The following is a 16,855-nucleotide window of genomic DNA, read 5'->3' as shown; positions in this document are numbered from 1 at the left end:
TTTTACGGTTTTATGAATGGGTTGGCGTTGGTTCAGCATAACCTTCTTTATATTTCGCATCAATCATGCTGCGAATTTCTGAGATAGATTTGCCTTGCTCGTATGCTGTAATGGACTCGGCCGCAATCTCTAAGCAAACTCCGCATTTCGTGGCGTGGTCATCCCATACAACGGTGCCGTCTTTTTTATTTTCGTAAACAAAGCAGTCATAGTTATTTTTATGGCCGGCAGATTGTCCGCACCCGCAGTAGCAGGGAATGCTTTCTAGCAGTTCGCGATGTTGCGCAGCTTGTTGATAAAGAACGGCCATATTTTCATCATAGGAGTTTAAAAAGCTAGGTAAATGATCAACGGATTTTGTTGTTTCTCGTATATCTCCGGAGCTGGTTGTATAGGTTTTGGCGTGCTGTTGATGGTCTTGATCTTTTGCTTTTTCTGTAGAACAAGCGCTGACAAGTAGGCTTAAGGAGAGGAAGCACGCTGCCAAAGATGTACGTTTCATTGCTTTTCATCCTTTCATTCATCATTACGTACTTTGAATCTAGCATAAGTTATGTGAAACAGCAACTTTTTGGCGACGATGATTTTTCGGCGCCGTCCGTCCTCCTATTCGATATCTGTTGCTTTAAGTCGAATGTGATGCGAAAAAAAGCTGCCCTGATATAAAACAGGCAGCTTTCTTAAAAACTCCTTATTTTTCTAAAAAGTATTTTTCGATGTCGTCTAGCATGAGGTTAGCAGCAAGCACACCGCCAGCTGTATTCCAAATTGTATCGCTGACCTTGTATACCTTTCCTTGTTTAGCAACATTTAAGTTTTTAAAGAGCGGATCGTTAATCCATTCTTTTTCTAGCTCGTTCGCTTTGCCATCCCCTGTTTCATAGGTGAAATAGAACAAAATGTCACCATCCATTGCTGGGATTCGCTCTTTTGTGACGCCCGTTTCAGCAAAATCATTGACGTTTTGTGATTCAGGACGAGCAAAGCCGAGCTGATCTAAAATGATGCCGGAAAAGGAATCTTTATGATAGATTCGGACATCGCCTGCCATAAAACGAACAATGGATACCTTCATATGTAGTTTATCGCCAAGTTTCGCTTTTAAGTCGGCAATACGTGAGTCGTATTGTGCAATGATTTCTTTTCCTTTTTCTTCTTTATTTACCGCTTTAGCGTACAACATAAAATTTTCTTTCCAACTGCCGCGAAGGGTTTCAGAAAATACAGTTGGCGCGATTGCTTTCAATTGTTCGTAAATTTTTTCTTGACGTAATTTGTTGCCGATAATTAAGTCAGGCTTTAATGCTGCAATGGCTTCAACGTTTGGTTCACTTTCAGTGCCAACCTCTGTTACATCCTTCATTTGTGTTTGGATATGGTCGTACCAAGGATCTCCAGTCCATGATTTGACAGCCCCAACTGGCGTGATTCCTAAGGCCAAAAGCGCTTCGGTTCCTTCATTTGTCAAGATGACGATTCGTTTTGGTGTTCCTTTTATTTCCGTTTTGCCCATCGCGTGCTCTACTGTATAGCTTTGGGCGTTTTCCTTTTCATTTGTTTGTGCTGGCTGTGCTTCCTTTTTTCCTCCGCACGCAGTCAGGCTGAGAAGCAAAGCGAAAGCAGCGGCAATAATGGTAGTGAGTTTGAAATGTTTTAGCACAGTGAAAAATCCCCCTTTTCTCTCGAAAAAATGATAATCATTTTCATTAACAGATTCAATAATAAAAGTATTGATAATGGTTGTCAATAAGAATATGATAAAACAAATAGGAATTGTATCAATTAATGATAAGGTAATTTTAAAAAATATTATTGACTATGAGATTCATTATCAAATAGACTTATAGTGGCAAGAAACTTTAGTATTTCTATATTAAGGGAGCAAGTAGAATGTTAAAGACGAATTATGCAAAAGGCTTAGGACTCATGCTGGCATGTTTGCTGCTTGGGGCGAGCATGTGGATGAGTATTATTTTAGGATACACTAACACGAGCTGGAAAATGGCCATAGACGCATTTTTACATAATGACGGTTCAAACGAACATATTGTCATTACAACTGTTCGTTTGCCGCGCGCATTAATTGGCGCTTCAGTTGGAGCGAGTTTAGCAATGGCGGGGGCGCTGATGCAGGCACTGACAAAAAACCCGCTCGCTTCCCCAAGTATTTTCGGAATTAATGCAGGTGCTGGATTTTTTATTGTGCTTGTTATTACTTTTTTTCATGTAAGCTCTTTTCAGGCCTTTACATGGTTCGCTTTTTTAGGGGCAGCGATAGCGGCTGTTAGCGTATTTGTTATAAGTGCTTCCGGAAAAGAAGGAATGACACCCATCAAACTCACATTAGCAGGGACTGCTGTCGCAGCGTTATTTTCTTCATTGACTCAAGGAATGCTGTCAGCTAATGAAAAAGCGTTAGAGGAAGTGCTGTTTTGGCTTGCTGGATCTGTGTCTGGAAGAAAGCTGGATATGCTGGCCGCTGTTTTTCCTTACTTGTCCATGGCGTGGATTGGCGCTTTTTTGTTAGCTCCAAAGGTGAATGTATTAATGCTTGGGGATGATGTGGCGGCGGGACTTGGCCAGCGCATAAATATGGTGAAATTGGCAGCGGCCATTCTTGTCGTTTTGTTAGCCGGCGGTTCAGTGGCGGTTGCAGGTCCGATTGGATTCATTGGAATGATGGTGCCGCATATAGCAAGAGGGGTCGTCGGCACGGATCATCGTTGGTTGTTGCCATATTGTGCGCTTATGGGAGGAATTCTCTTAGTTTTGGCTGATATTAGCGCGCGCTATGTGTTAATGCCTCAGGAGGTGCCTGTCGGAATTATGACGGCGCTGATTGGTGTTCCATTCTTTATTTATATTGCCCGTAGGGGGATTTTGAAAAAATGAAGAAGAAATACCTATCGCTTCGCATGACTAATTATCTTTCTTTTCTTATCGACAAAAAAGCAGTCATTATCAGTCTAGTATTATTGATGTTTGGATTAATCGTGTTTTTAGTGAGCTTAGGAATGGGCAGTGCGTATATTTCTCCGTTGAATGTAGCAAAAACGCTTTTTGGAAGCGGAACAGATATGGAGAAAATCGTGATCCATACCTTTCGTTTGCCGCGCGTCATTGTAGCTTTGTTTGTTGGGATGTCGTTAGCAGTAGCAGGGGCCATTTTACAGGGAATGATTCGCAATCCGCTTGCTTCCCCGGATGTACTCGGTATGACTAGTGGCGCAGCAGCGGCTGTTGTTGCGTTTTTAGCGCTATTTAGTGATCAAAATCATTCGTTGACCATTAGCATTCACTGGCTGCCCCTTGGGGCTTTTGTTGGTGCTACGGTATCGGTGCTTTTGGTTTATATGCTAGCTTGGAAAAACGGGATTTCCCCTTTTCGTCTTGTGTTGATCGGCATAGGCATTTCCGCGCTGATGCAGGCTGGAACCACTTTCTTAATGATAACAGGTCCGATTTATCGTGCGAGTCAGGCAAATGTATGGATTACGGGAAGTATATATGGAGCTTCTTGGAAGGATGTCGCTTTTCTTGTTCCGTGGGCGCTGATTTTATTGATGATCAGCATCGTATCAGCACGTAAGTTAAATATTCAGGAACTAGGAGATGAAATTGCGCTGGGAGTTGGCGTTTCTTTGCAAAGGCAAAGACTTTTTCTTCTGTTGTTAAGTACGGCATTAACAGGAGGGGCTGTAGCGTTTGCTGGAGGAATTGGATTTGTCGGGTTAATGGCGCCACACATGGCGCGAAGACTTGTTGGTTCATCGTTTGGAGCCTTACTTCCTGCGGCTGCGTTGCTTGGTGCGATTTTGGTCATGCTGGCTGATTTAGTGGGACGTACGATGTTTGCCCCTCTCGAAGTTCCTGCTGGTGTGTTTACGGCAGCACTTGGAGCCCCTTATTTTATTTATCTACTATATAAAAGCCGACAGTAGAGAGGGAGGAGTATCATGAATTCGTTGCAAACAAAAGAATTAACATTGGCATATGGGGATAGCGTGATTATTAAGGAGCTAGATTTAAGCATTCCGAAAGGCAACATTACGGTGCTGATTGGAAGCAACGGGTGCGGCAAATCCACTCTCTTGCGTTCCATGGCCCGCCTTCTTAAGCCGGTTAGTGGCGCTGTGCTGCTTGAAGGTGAGGAGATTGCCAAGCTTCCCACAAAGGAGGTGGCTAAAAAATTAGCTATTTTGCCACAATCCCCCTCAGCTCCAGAAGGTCTAACGGTTCTTCAACTTGTCAAACAAGGACGCTATCCGTATCAATCTTGGCTACAACAATGGACAAAAGAGGATGAAGCTGCGGTTAATAGAGCGCTTGAAGTAACAGGGATGAAGGCATTAGCTGAACGTTTAGTTGATTCTCTCTCCGGGGGACAGCGGCAAAGAGCATGGATTGCCATGACTTTGGCCCAAGAGGCGGACATTATTTTATTGGATGAACCAACTACATATTTAGATATGACCCATCAAATTGAGATTCTTGATTTATTATATGAATTAAATGTGCAGGAAAAGCGAACCATTGTGATGGTGCTCCATGATTTAAACTTAGCTTGTCGTTATGCTCAACATATAGTGGCCCTTCGTGATCAATCTGTATATAGACAGGGAAAACCAGAAGAAGTGATTTCACCAGAATTAGTAAAAGAAGTATTTCAAATGGATTGTATAGTGATCCGTGATCCATTGTTTGGGACACCGCTATGTATTCCGCACGGAAAAGGACGCCGCATTTCCCCACAAAAGAAGGAGGAGTGTAATGGAGCTTTCAGACTATGAGAGAAGTCAATTAGAACCATTTCGTTTTTCCATGAAGCAGACAGATTCACCTTTGTCTATTTGTGTTGCTCAGTTATTCGATGAAAAGGATTTACGTTACTATTTCGAAAAGCTACGGAAAAAAATAGGAGCACCGAATATGGCAGTGGCCGCTTCGATATTTATCAAGCGCTACAGTTTTGTTGCTGTGATTGCTTTGTATGCCATGTCAGTGTGGAATAAACGGCTGTTTCTTCCGTTTGAACGTATTTATTTAGAAACTGACGATACTGCGGAAATATGGCTGCCTACGTTTCGGATTGAACCTCTTCAATATACACAATCAGCACAAAAGCGAATTCAATGGAGCAAAGAAACAATAGAAGAATTGTTTGCAAATCATCTTTCTCCTTTAATTGGGCAAATCCATCCTATTGCCAAGATTCCTTCTCTTATTCTATGGGAAAATATAGCCATTTATCTTTTTTGGCTATATGAAACCGTATTGATGAAGGATGAAGCATTTTCTGACATTGCCGTCCAACTTAACGAAGATTTGCAAACGGTCATTCAAACGATGAACCTTGCACGTTTTTGGGAAAAAAGAAAGAAGGTTGGGCGTCGGGTAACCTGCTGTCTCTCTTATCAAACAACAATGGCGCATTCATATTGTAAAATATGTCCATTAAAAAAGGATCATTTCTAAACCTCTCCCGCTTGTGAAAACGGGAGAGTATTTTGTTTATGAATAAAAGGCCAGCTTATTTATCGTTTTGATTCATGTGTTCTTCGGTTCTCTGACGGTTGAAATCGGGTTATCACTTGCTTGCCCTAGAACGAATGTTTTGTATCCTAATATATGAAATACAACAAAAAAATGAAAGGAATGGCATCTGTAAAAAAAAACTGTAGTTGGAAGAGTTTTGTAACAAGTTTTTTCTTTGCTCAAAACGATCGTTTATCGTGTTATAAAACAGGTTTATAGAGAAAATAGCGGTCTATGATTGTATCTTTACAAGAGAAATACGTTTAGACAGATTGGTGATAGGCGCTTTCATCCTGCGCCAATGGACCCGTTTGGCTTCATTGTCCTTGTCTGCTAGGCGTTTTCAAGCTGAAGACATGACCGTGAATCGATAATATGCAGACAACGTCATCATGAACTTTATCTACAGCCTGAAGCTTAGGAAATTTTTCTTCGTTTTTCGAAAAAAATGGGTTCATTTTGTTGATTTTTGTTGTTATATTAGTAAAAATGAAAGTGTAAGAATCATAAAAAAATGATAAGCAAGAGGGCGACTTTCTGTTGGAAGAGCAAAAAATATACTGGAGAGGTCATTATTCATATGGAAGATAAATTTTCCACTTTTTTTCAACATTTTGTAGAGTCTATTGCCCTCATTGATCCAAATGGGCGTATTATACATATGAATCCGGCTTTTCAATCTCTAATAGGGAAAGAAGCAGGAAATATTCAAGCACTAGGCTTTTCGTTAGAAGATATGGAAAAAGTTCGTTGTGGCCAGGCTGTTCACTATGAAAAACGGGATGTTCAAAAAGCGGACGGAGGATGTGTCACAGTCAGCGCATCGTTTCTTCCGATCCAAAGTGAAACCGATTGCGCCATCTTGTGCGTGTTGCGCGATCGCATGGAGCTCTTGCGAATGGAAGCGGCATTGCAGGAAAGTAAACAGCAACTACGGATGATTGCGGAACATTCGTTTGATGATCTTTTGATTCTTTCCCCTGAAGGAAAAATATTATATTGTTCATGGTTTCATATATTTGAAGCTTCTGCGGAGTACATGGATATGGAAGCTGTTTTCTCCCGTCATGTACATCCAGAAGATGTAGCAGCGCTGCGTCAAAAATGGGAAAGATTATATGAAACGAAGGAAGAACAATCGGTAGAGTTTCGCAAGAGAAACAGGCATGGTGAATGGGTTTGGATGCAAGGTTATGGACGGTTTGTTGCGAATGAAAATCAACCTTTTCATTGGTTTATTATCTCTACCAAAAATATTAATGAGCGAAAACAATACGAGGATAAACTTTATCAGCTTACCTATTTCGATCCGCTGACAGGCATTGCCAATCGAAGATATTTTGAAAAATATATTTGGCAGTTGATCGAACAGCAGAAAACGTTCGCCTTATGCTATCTTGATTTTGACAAGTTAAAATGGATTAACGATCATTTTTCTCATCAAGCAGGAGATTACTTTTTAAAAGAAGCGGTTAAAAGAGTAAGAAACGCATTGCGCACCGCTGACTTTTTTGCTCGAATTGGCGGCGATGAGTTTGTCTTGCTATTACCTGACATGACGAAAGAAGCAGTGTCTCAATTCGTGGATCAGCTGATTTGCGCTTTCCATCAGCCGTTTCATTATGAAAAACAAATGATTCAGTCGACGCTTTCTGTCGGTATTTCTTTTTTTCCAACGGACGCGGTGGATGCCAACGAATTAATGAAATATGCCGATCAAGCCCTTAGCTACGTGAAAAAGCGTGGCAAGAACGGTTATTATTTTTACCAGCCTGTCCAAAATCGAGCGACTATCATTGAGCGGGATCTCCCGTTTGCCATTTTGCGGGAGCAGTTTTATTTATGCTATCAGCCGAAAATTGAGCTTGGGAGCGGGACGGCGATGGGGGTGGAAACGCTGCTCAGATGGCGGCATCCATCCTTGGGTGAAATCCCGCCGTTGGAGTTCATTCCGCTGGCAGAACAAAGTGGATTTATTTTCGAAATTACATTATGGGTTCTAGAGCAAGCATGCCGTCAAGTGAAGCAATGGCAGCAGCATTTTCATCATTTGAAGCTGGCTGTAAATTTATCTCCTTTTTTATTGAACCGTAAGGAACTGATCGGACATGTTACCTATATTTTAAAGGCAACAGATTTTGCGCCGGAGCATTTAATTTTAGAAGTGACAGAAAGCGGATTGATGGAAAATATTGAAACAGGAAAGCATATTTTGACTGAGTTAAAAAATATTGGCGTGCAAGTGGCGATCGATGATTTTGGAACAGGCTTTTCCTCACTTGCCTACATCCGTAACTTGCCAGTGTCGCTTTTAAAAATTGATCGCAGCTTTATCCAAGGGATCGCGGACAATTCTAAAGATGCCACCATTGTTGATACGATTATTCATTTGGCGAAAAGCCTTGATATTCAGGTGCTCGCAGAAGGTGTGGAAACAAATAACCAGCTTTTGCTTTTGCAACAAATGGATTGTGACTTTGCACAAGGGTTTTATTTCAGTAAATCATTGGAGGCGGAAAAACTGCAAAAATGGCTCGCGGACTATAACAAAACGGCCTTTCAAACCAATCGCCCCCTCTAAGCGAAGAGAGGGGTTTTTTGTTGTAACCTATCCAAGGGGAAGCCGCTCGCTTGGAAATGACATGTAGGCGGGAATGGCCACCAATACTCTACTCATGTATTTATGAAGGTGAATCGATCGATTCGAGCAAGGAGAATGTTCATCCTTCCGGTGGTGATCAACTTCATTCAGCCAAGGGCGCCTGTAAAGAAAAAGGAATATTTACGTGGATCAAGAAGTAAAAAAGATAGCGCTAGAGAACGGATACCCGAGCCGTGGTTGGCTAGGGGATTTTCGAGAGACGGAGGAGAAGGAGCATGTTGACATTATACATCACAAGACATGGAGAAACGGAATGGAACATGGAAAAACGATTGCAAGGCTGGAATGATTCGCCATTGACGAAGAAAGGGAGAGAGGATGCGCTTCGTCTTGGAAAAAGAATGGAGAAGATTGATTTAACAGCGATTTATACAAGTACAAGCGGACGGGCTCTTGAAACAGCCAAACTCATTCGCGGCGAACGTTTGATTCCTATGTATGAAGATGAAAGATGGCGAGAAATCCATCTAGGTGATTGGGAAGGAAAGACACATGAAGAGATTCAGCAATTTGATGCTGTGCGGTTTCACCATTTTTGGAATGAGCCTCATGTATATCAGCCGGCGCGCGGTGAGGAGTTTAGCGATGTGCAGCAACGCGCCTTTGCGGCGTTAGAAAGCATTATTGAACGCCACGCGTCAGGCGATATTTTAATTGTCACCCATGCGGTGGTTTTAAAAGCGTTGACGACTCTTTTAAAAAATGCGCCGCTTGAGCGGCTTTGGGATCCACCGTACATTTATGGTACGAGTGTAACAACGATTCAAGTGGAGAATGGAGCGATGATATTGCTTAGTGAAGGTGATGCGTCGCATATCGAGGAAGTCAAGCATGTATAATGAAATGTCCCGCCTATTATCGAAAGAAGGCGGGACATTTTTTCTTATAGAAGATCAAACCATTGCACGATGTGAGTGGTTAAAAAGGTAACGGCAATCGCGATACTCGTTGGAATCAAAAAGGCGAGCAGCGTCCATTTTTTGCTTTTTGTTTCTTTATAAATATTAATCAATGTTGTGCCGCATGGATAGTGAAGTAAAGAAAATAACATCATATTTAATGCGGTCAGCCATGTCCAGCCGTGATCAAGGAAAATTTGCTTTAACGAATGAAGATCATCGACTTCTGTTAATGCCCCTGTTGATAAATATCCCATGAGCAAAATAGGCATCACAATTTCGTTAGCTGGAAGACCCAAAATGAAAGCCATTAAAATATAGCCATCAAGCCCAAGTTCACGTGCAAATGGATCAAGCCAATCCGTAATGTAAGTCAGAATGGTCGTGTCACCAATGTGAATGTTCGCCAATATCCATGTTAACACACCGGCTGGAGCAGCGACAGCAACCGCACGTTTTAGCACATACACGGACTTATCTAATGTAGCACGAATAATGGTATCCCATATTTTAGGCCGACGATAAGGCGGAAGCTCAAGTGTATAATGAGTCGGCACGCCGCGCAATGCGGTTTTAGATAAAATCCATGAGACGGTGAGCGTGACAATAATTCCAAACAGAACCATGGCGACGACGACTCCTGCGGTAACAAATGTTTTCCATCCGCCTGTATAGCCTGCCGCCATAAATAGAGAAGCGAGTAAAATGAGCGTTGGCCATCGTCCGTTACAAGGGACAAAATTGTTGGTTAAGATAGCCAGCATACGTTCACGCGGCGATTCAATAATGCGTGTCGACATAATGGCAGCGGCGTTGCAGCCAAAGCCCATCGCCATAGTGAGAGATTGTTTTCCGTGCGCTCCTGATTTTTTAAAGAGACGATCCATATTAAAGGCTACTCGCGGAAGGTACCCATAGTTTTCTAACAAAGCAAAAATCGGAAAGAATATCGCCATTGGCGGCAGCATAACACTCACCACCCAAGCGGTTCCGCGGTATAGACCTAATACGAGAATTCCATAAAGCCAGTCTGGAGCGTGCAGCTGTTTAAAAACAAGACCAATATAGCCTTCAAGCCAATTAAAAAAGTTTGCCAGCATACTTGAAGGAACATTGGCGCCGGCTACCGTAATATAAATGACGATCGCAAGCATGGCCAGCATGATGGGAAATCCCCATATTTTCGAGGTGAGCACACGATCTAGTTTCTCGGTCTCATCATGCTTCTTTTGTTTAGTATAGTGAACGGATTCTCGGCAGATCGCCTGTGACGTTTGAAAAAGGGCGGAAACGATCTGCTCACGCGTATCGCTATCTGTCAAGCTTTGTGCCCGGCTCATTAACTCCTCAAATGGATTTAGTGGAGCAGTTGCACGCATAGTGGGGCACCTCCTTTAGAAATTGCCGTGGTTCCTTTTGTAGCGATTGAAGGAGAGACATATCCCCATCTAACAGGCGAAGCGCGATCCAACGGGCAGGATAGTGGTCACCGATCACCTGTTTGACAAAAGGGACCAGCTTTTCAATTTTTTCTTCAATTGCGCGATTGTACGAAATTTGTAGCGGATTGGTTTGAATATCCCCACGAACCATTTGATCGATGGTATCTAGGAGTTGATCAATTCCTTCTTCATTGCGTGCAGAAATAGGAACAACAGGAACGCCTAGCTTTTGTGAAAGCTTGTGGATGTCTATTTGTATTCCTTTCTTTTTGGCTTCATCCATTAAATTCACGCAAACGATCACTTGACTTGTCATCTCTAATACTTGAAGCGCGAGATTCAGATTTCGCTCCAGAGCTGTGGCATCTAAAACAACGAGTGTAACATCGGGTTTAGCGAAAATGATAAAGTCCCGCGCTACTTCCTCATCAGCCGAATTGGAATATAATGAGTACGTTCCGGGAAGATCCGTAATCTGGTAGCTTTGACCTTTATAATCGAAAAAGCCTTCCGCATGTGCAACGGTTTTTCCTGTCCAATTGCCTGTATGCTGCCGCAATCCAGTTAATAAATTAAATAATGTGCTTTTTCCGGTGTTCGGATTTCCTGCCAAGGCGATTGTATATTGATTATGATTGTTGCTCATTGCGCATCCTCTCCCCATAAATGTTTGAGCTTTCTTCATTTCGTAACGCGATGGTTGTATGGCTGACCCGATAAGCGGTTGGATCGCCAAGTGGACTTTTCTGCAGTACGAGCACTTCGTTTCCTGGTACGAATCCTAAGTCAAGCAATCTTCGCTTCATCGTTCCCTCTATTGCGATTTTTATAATTCGAAACCGTTCTCCTGGCTTGGCATCAGATAATCGTTCAAGTTTTGCTTGGGTCACAACAGTTGCCCCCTCATTAATAATTTGTACTAGTATTATAATTTTTCCCTAGACCAACTTTTATTTTTATATTATTCAGCGATGGTCATTTTGTCAATGATTTTGTTTGTTATTCTTTTATAAAGGTGAGGCAGAAAGCGATACAGCGTTTGTTTTTTCTTTGGATGAAACGAATAACGCTTAGGTCTTTATAGGGTGTTATGGATATCTAAAAATGGAAGGAAAAAGAAAAAACGGTTTGTTGGTTTCTGAACATGGTCTTTTCAGGGATGCTTCGTTTTATTTGAAGTTGCTTTTGTTATTCGGCAGCTAAGAGCCTGTGATGATGGGCAGTTCTTGTTTGTCGAAAAAGACAGAAAATCGTTGGGTGAATCGGGGAAAAGTCGAATCTTCGAGTTACACTTCTATTAGAAAAAATGTTATTATAAAAATAATCTGAATTTTAAATAAAGAGATGCTTGGGAAACAAAGGGGAAAGGTGGTGAATTCTGCGCAAAACAGCACGTTTTGACGCGGACGAAAATGAAAACGGTTACGGATGGGACCATACTATGGACGCCAACAGAAGAACAGATTCAACAGTCGAGTATCTATCGCTATATGAATTGGCTGCAAGAAAAAAAGGGAATGAAACTGCAAACGCATCAACAGTTATGGACATGGTCGGTGGAGCATTTAGAAAAGTTTTGGGAGACAGTATGGGAGTATTGTGGGGTGCAATCCTCGCATCCGTATCAATGCGTGTTGGAAAAGCGGGCTATGCCGGGAGCACAGTGGTTTCCAGGAGCGCGCCTCAATTATGTTGAGCACGTTTTTCGTCATGCACAAGACGAAAAAACGGCGCTGATTTTCCGCTCAGAGAACATCGCACAACGCGAGATCACATGGAAAGAGTTAAAGGAGCAAACAGCGGCGGTTGCCAGCGCTCTCAAAAAATTAGGCGTCAAACGCGGCGATCGCGTGGCTGCTTATATGCCGAATATTCCGGAAACCGTGATCGCCTTTTTAGCGTGTGCCAGCATTGGCGCCATTTGGTCAAGCTGCTCCACTGATTTTGGCGCCGGCAGCGTTATCGACCGTTTCCAGCAAATTGATCCCGTCGTGTTCATCACGGTGGACGGGTGCCAATATAATGGGAAATCATTTGACAAACGCGATGTGATGAACGAGCTTCGCCAAAAGCTTCCATCGCTCAAGAAGACGATTCTTGTATCATATTTAAATGAACAAACAAAAGCGCCAGATGATTCTGTTTGGCTATGGAGCGATTTGATTCAGGAACAGAGCCAGCTTTCGTACGAGCATGTTCCGTTCGATCATCCTCTTTGGATTTTATATTCGTCAGGGACGACAGGACTGCCAAAGCCGATCGTTCAAGGCCATGGAGGAATTTTGCTGGAGCATTTGAAAATATTGATGATTGAACAAAACATGACGGCTGACAGCACTTTTTTCTGGTTTACCACAACAGGATGGATGATGTGGAATTTTTTGATTGGCGGTTTACTGGTAGGAGCCAAGGTTGTGCTTTATGACGGAAGCCCTACGTTCCGTGATGGCCACATTTTATGGGAGCTGGCCGAACAAGCTCAGATCACTCATTTTGGAACAAGTGCCGCATTTATTAATATTTGTATGAAGCTAGGAATCAGCCCAAAAGAGCAGTACGATCTTTCTTATTTACAAGCTGTTCTCTCCACGGGATCCCCGTTGACGACCGAAGGATTTGCTTGGGTGTATGAGCATGTTAAAAAAGATGTTTGGTTAGTGTCGTGCAGCGGCGGAACCGATGTGTGCACCGCGTTTGTCGGCGGCTCCCCGATTTTGCCTGTGCGGGCAGGGATGCTGCAATGCCGAGCGCTCGGTGCCAGCGTTCAGTCGTTTGATGAAAATGGTCAGCCGCTTATCAATGAGGTGGGTGAGCTGGTCATTACCGCTCCAATGCCTTCCATGCCGCTGTTTTTCTGGAATGATGAAAATTACAAGCGTTATAAGGAAAGCTATTTTGACACATATCCGGGAGTTTGGAAGCATGGGGACTGGATTAAAATTGATGAACAGGGAAGCTGCGTCATTTACGGACGTTCCGATTCCACGATCAACCGCGCTGGCGTCCGCATGGGAACAAGTGAAATTTATCGGGCGGTTGAAACGGTTGACGGAGTGATCGAAAGCTTAGTGATTGACTTGGAGATCATGGGGAGACAATCCTTTATGCCGCTATTCGTTGTGCTTCAGCCTGGAAGAAAATTAGATGAGGAATTGAAGCATAAAGTGAAGGAGGCCATTAAAACAAAAGTGTCACCGCGATTTATTCCAGATGAAATTTATCAAGTGGAACAAATTCCGAAAACGTTGAACGGAAAGAAAATGGAAATTCCGATCCGTAAGGTGCTATTAGGCTTTCCGCTTGAAAAGGCGGTGAATGTCGGTTCGATGGCGAATCCGGAGTCGCTTGCGTTCTTTGTCGAGCTGGCGAAAAAGTTGGAGAGCCCGATGTTGAACGGATAACGGGGATTATTCGCTATGAAGCAAACGAGGCCGTTGCTTTGCGGCAGCGGCCTCGTTTTTTATTTCATTTCTGTTAAAAGCTCATGTTGATAATGTCAAAATGCTGAAGGAAACCTATTATTGTAGTTTTTCGATTGTTCTTGCACTAACCCGTCAATTGTTGAATAAATGACCATTACTATTTATGGCAATTTATCATTGGAATGAATCATATTATTAATTACCATTCCAATGATAAATTAGTTGCACAACGCCAGAGGAGAACGTTCTTGTATTAACTAGTTTTAAATTCAATCTTTGCTTTATATCAATAAATAAGGGTTTTCCTTCTCCCAAAATAACAGGGTGGACAGATAATCTAAATTCATCAATAAGCCCTAAATTGATAAAAGTAGTAATAAGATTTGCTCCGCCATATAGCCAGATGTCTTTACCAGGTTCATTCTTTAGTTTTAATACTTCTTCCAAAATATTATCATTTATGAATATCGCTTTGTCATCAGCCTCTTTTTGCGTTCTGGAAAACACATATTTTTTTTTGCTATGAATTAATTCCCAAATTTCTTTTTCAGCATCATCAGTAGTTTCTGGGGTAAATTGTCCCCATAAATCGTAGCTTTTTCTTCCATATAAAATAGTATCAATTTGGTTTAAGAAATTAATAAACTCCATCTCAGAGTCCATGATGCACCAATCAACTTCTCCATTTTTCCCTTCAACAAAACCATCTAAAGTAACTGCTAAATCTAAAATGATTCTTCTCTGTCTTACGTTATTTGACATAACTCATCCTCCTTTTTATCATTTGGGTACTGTTTCTTCTTCCTTAATAATTCCATATTTCATTATTGACAGCATTTATTGCTGAAAAAGTGACTGAAGTTACTAAAAAGTCTCTCTCGTTTCATTAGTTAGACGCCCATCAACAGAACATAAAGGTTTGACATGTTTAATTTATTGATATACTTGCTCTTTTTTTGTATGTGATAATTAGTCGATGTGTTTTAAGAAGTTGCTAAGCGCTTTGCTCAACTTAAGTTCTTTATACGAATATTTGTCGCTATCGGATTATATCAAAAGTTCAGAGAAGGTTCAAATATCAACAGTTACCTTTAACAGAGTCTTTATTATCTTTAAATTCCATTTTTTGTTTACATATTTTTTAGCATCTCCTATAATGAACCGTGAAATGGAAGTGGATGGTGCGAAGAAACGGCAATGTGTCCTTGTCATTTTGGCGCGCTCGAGGGAGGGAACAAAGACTTTATGTTGAAACATTGTAACGATTCAAATGTTGCTGTAGTCTTAATCCATGAAATCTACGGAATCAATGATCATATGAAATATGCAACGCAAATGATTACTGCTCAAGGGTATGACGTCTATTGCCCTAATTTGCTCAATAGGGAAGCTTTCCATTACAATGGTGAGAAAGAAACTTATCAATATTGTCGAAATGAAATTGGATTTGAACAGGCGAAACAATTTAGCGCAACCCTTAAAAAAGAAGTACGAAACTGTCGTGTTTTGGGGATACAGCGTCGGCGCCACTGTGGCATGGTTATGTTCTGAATATGATGGGATAGGGGCTGCAGCAATCGGCTACTACGGTTCCCGAATTCGAGACTATACCGATTTGCGTCCAAAAATGTCTGTACGTTTATTGTTTGCCGAACAAGAGGCGTCGGTTGATGTCCATCAGCTGACAGAACGATTATCGTGCACATCAGGCGTGAACATCGAGATGGGGGAAGGCGCACACGGGTTTGCCAATCCTTTCTCGCGTTTTTATCACCCTGAATCGGAAAAAAGAGCGCTTGATTGGTCGTTCAAATTCATTGAAACGATTTGGACAGGCGAAAAATAAACAGAAGGATTTTTAACGATTTACCGTTTCAGTGGAGTACATGATTAAAATAAGAAGGGGGATTCAAAGCATGTACCAAGGAAAAGTCGTCGTCATTACCGGAGCGTCAGGTGGCATTGGACGAGCGCTTTTGCAAGCATACGCGGAGCAAGGCGCAACGGTTGTTGCTGTCGATAAAGCGAAAGAAGTGGAAGTGGTCACAAGCAGACTGCAAGCGCAAAAGTATGATGTTCATCCATACGTGTGCAATTTAAGTGTTCCGGATGAGATTGTGAAGATGTTTGAGCAAATCAGGGAATCGTTTGGCCGAATGGATGTGCTCATCAATAATGCCGGATTTGGCATTTTCGTTTCGCCGTATGATTTAACCGTCGAACAGTGGGATGATGTTATCCACACGAATTTGCGCGGCACGTTCCTTTGTTCGCGTGAAGCAGCAAAAATGATGCGAACGCATGGCGGCGGGGCGATCGTGAACATTTCTTCGACGCGGGCGCTCATGTCGGAAGCGAACTCGGAGGCGTACGCGGCTTCCAAAGGCGGCATTTTATCGTTGACGCACGCTTTGGCCGTTTCGCTTGGACCGGATCGTATCACGGTTAATGCGATTTGTCCTGGATGGATCGAAACGGGTGATTATGAACAGCTGCGCGATGAAGACCACGCCCAGCATCCATCCGGCCGAGTCGGGAAACCGGACGATATCGCCCGCGCTTGCTTATATTTGACAAATCCAGACAACCATTTTGTCACGGGGATTCAATTGGTCGTCGATGGCGGAATGACGCGGAAAATGATATATGTGGAGTAGCAGAAAACGATAAATGAAGAGGTTTTCACAAAGGAGCTGTTAGTATGGGATAGCTCCTTTGTTGTTTTTTGTGGTTGTGTTCGGCAAGAAATGCGCAGAGAAGATTGTTCAATACTATAGTTTTAAAAAGCGAAAAGTTTGTCAGTGGATACGTTAAAATAAATCGTCATTAATGGATGAAATGTCGCGATTCTATGCACATGTGGTCTAAGGAAAATCGATGATTGGGAGACGAATC

14 protein-coding genes and 1 pseudogene are annotated in these 16,855 nt (G+C 42.3%); 9 read left to right on the top strand and 6 right to left on the bottom strand.

The window, feature by feature from the left end; all coding sequences use genetic code 11:
• Positions 1–10: 10 nt before the first annotated feature.
• On the bottom strand, positions 11–502 hold the full coding sequence (locus GGQ95_RS13380) for a PCYCGC motif-containing (lipo)protein (RefSeq protein ID WP_066148604.1): 492 nt from the start codon (positions 500–502) through the stop codon (positions 11–13).
• 189 nt (positions 503–691) lie between these two features.
• Complete coding sequence (locus GGQ95_RS13375; protein ID WP_183186937.1) at positions 692–1,660, bottom strand: ABC transporter substrate-binding protein; 969 nt, start codon at positions 1,658–1,660, stop codon at positions 692–694.
• A gap of 230 nt (positions 1,661–1,890) precedes the next feature.
• On the opposite strand from GGQ95_RS13375, the gene GGQ95_RS13370 reads away from it, so the two are divergent.
• The 6 genes from GGQ95_RS13370 (at position 1,891) to GGQ95_RS13345 (ending at position 9,036) form a co-directional block, all read left to right on the top strand.
• A complete protein-coding gene (locus tag GGQ95_RS13370; protein WP_044746433.1) occupies positions 1,891–2,892 on the top strand; it encodes a FecCD family ABC transporter permease in 1,002 nt (333 codons plus the stop codon).
• On the top strand, positions 2,889–3,941 hold the full coding sequence (locus GGQ95_RS13365) for a FecCD family ABC transporter permease (protein WP_066148613.1): 1,053 nt from the start codon (positions 2,889–2,891) through the stop codon (positions 3,939–3,941). Before GGQ95_RS13370 ends, GGQ95_RS13365 begins: the two co-directional genes overlap by 4 nt.
• Positions 3,942–3,956: 15 nt before the next feature.
• Positions 3,957–4,790, top strand: coding sequence for an ABC transporter ATP-binding protein (locus GGQ95_RS13360; protein WP_066148615.1), 834 nt, complete (start codon positions 3,957–3,959; stop codon positions 4,788–4,790).
• Complete coding sequence (locus GGQ95_RS13355) at positions 4,771–5,475, top strand: IucA/IucC family C-terminal-domain containing protein (protein WP_183186936.1); 705 nt, start codon at positions 4,771–4,773, stop codon at positions 5,473–5,475. The genes GGQ95_RS13360 and GGQ95_RS13355 overlap by 20 nt, the downstream gene beginning before the upstream one ends.
• Before the next feature lie 640 nt (positions 5,476–6,115).
• Positions 6,116–8,116 carry a sensor domain-containing protein gene (locus GGQ95_RS13350; protein ID WP_066148620.1) on the top strand — a complete coding sequence of 667 codons (2,001 nt, stop codon included), beginning with the start codon at positions 6,116–6,118 and terminating at the stop codon, positions 8,114–8,116.
• 296 nt (positions 8,117–8,412) lie between these two features.
• Positions 8,413–9,036, top strand: coding sequence for a histidine phosphatase family protein (locus tag GGQ95_RS13345; protein WP_159719937.1), 624 nt, complete (start codon positions 8,413–8,415; stop codon positions 9,034–9,036).
• Positions 9,037–9,080: 44 nt separating this feature from the next.
• On the opposite strand, the gene GGQ95_RS13340 is transcribed toward GGQ95_RS13345, so the two are convergent.
• The 3 genes from GGQ95_RS13340 to GGQ95_RS13330 are packed head-to-tail and all read right to left on the bottom strand — an operon-like array spanning position 9,081 to position 11,428.
• A complete protein-coding gene (locus GGQ95_RS13340; RefSeq protein WP_066148626.1) occupies positions 9,081–10,475 on the bottom strand; it encodes a nucleoside recognition domain-containing protein in 1,395 nt (464 codons plus the stop codon).
• Positions 10,444–11,184 carry a FeoB small GTPase domain-containing protein gene (locus GGQ95_RS13335; protein WP_066148628.1) on the bottom strand — a complete coding sequence of 247 codons (741 nt, stop codon included), beginning with the start codon at positions 11,182–11,184 and terminating at the stop codon, positions 10,444–10,446. The genes GGQ95_RS13340 and GGQ95_RS13335 overlap by 32 nt, the downstream gene beginning before the upstream one ends.
• Positions 11,168–11,428, bottom strand: coding sequence for a FeoA family protein (locus GGQ95_RS13330; protein WP_044746441.1), 261 nt, complete (start codon positions 11,426–11,428; stop codon positions 11,168–11,170). The genes GGQ95_RS13335 and GGQ95_RS13330 overlap by 17 nt, the downstream gene beginning before the upstream one ends.
• A gap of 522 nt (positions 11,429–11,950) precedes the next feature.
• Here GGQ95_RS13330 and GGQ95_RS13325 point away from each other — a divergent pair.
• A complete protein-coding gene (locus GGQ95_RS13325) occupies positions 11,951–13,939 on the top strand; it encodes an acetoacetate--CoA ligase (RefSeq protein WP_066148732.1) in 1,989 nt (662 codons plus the stop codon).
• Between the two features lie 216 nt (positions 13,940–14,155).
• Here GGQ95_RS13325 and GGQ95_RS13320 read toward each other — a convergent pair whose 3' ends face one another.
• Positions 14,156–14,722 carry a dihydrofolate reductase family protein gene (locus GGQ95_RS13320; protein WP_183186935.1) on the bottom strand — a complete coding sequence of 189 codons (567 nt, stop codon included), beginning with the start codon at positions 14,720–14,722 and terminating at the stop codon, positions 14,156–14,158.
• 435 nt (positions 14,723–15,157) lie between these two features.
• On the opposite strand from GGQ95_RS13320, the pseudogene GGQ95_RS13315 reads away from it, so the two are divergent.
• Positions 15,158–15,806: pseudogene (locus GGQ95_RS13315) on the top strand (dienelactone hydrolase family protein).
• A gap of 70 nt (positions 15,807–15,876) precedes the next feature.
• Positions 15,877–16,617 carry an SDR family NAD(P)-dependent oxidoreductase gene (locus GGQ95_RS13310; protein WP_066148638.1) on the top strand — a complete coding sequence of 247 codons (741 nt, stop codon included), beginning with the start codon at positions 15,877–15,879 and terminating at the stop codon, positions 16,615–16,617.
• Positions 16,618–16,855 lie beyond the last annotated feature (238 nt).

This window comes from Anoxybacteroides rupiense (genome assembly GCF_014196195.1).
Classification (GTDB): domain Bacteria; phylum Bacillota; class Bacilli; order Bacillales; family Anoxybacillaceae; genus Anoxybacteroides; species Anoxybacteroides rupiense.
The sequence above is the reverse complement of the archived record's forward strand: the minus strand, read 5'-3'. Positions and strand labels throughout refer to the sequence as shown.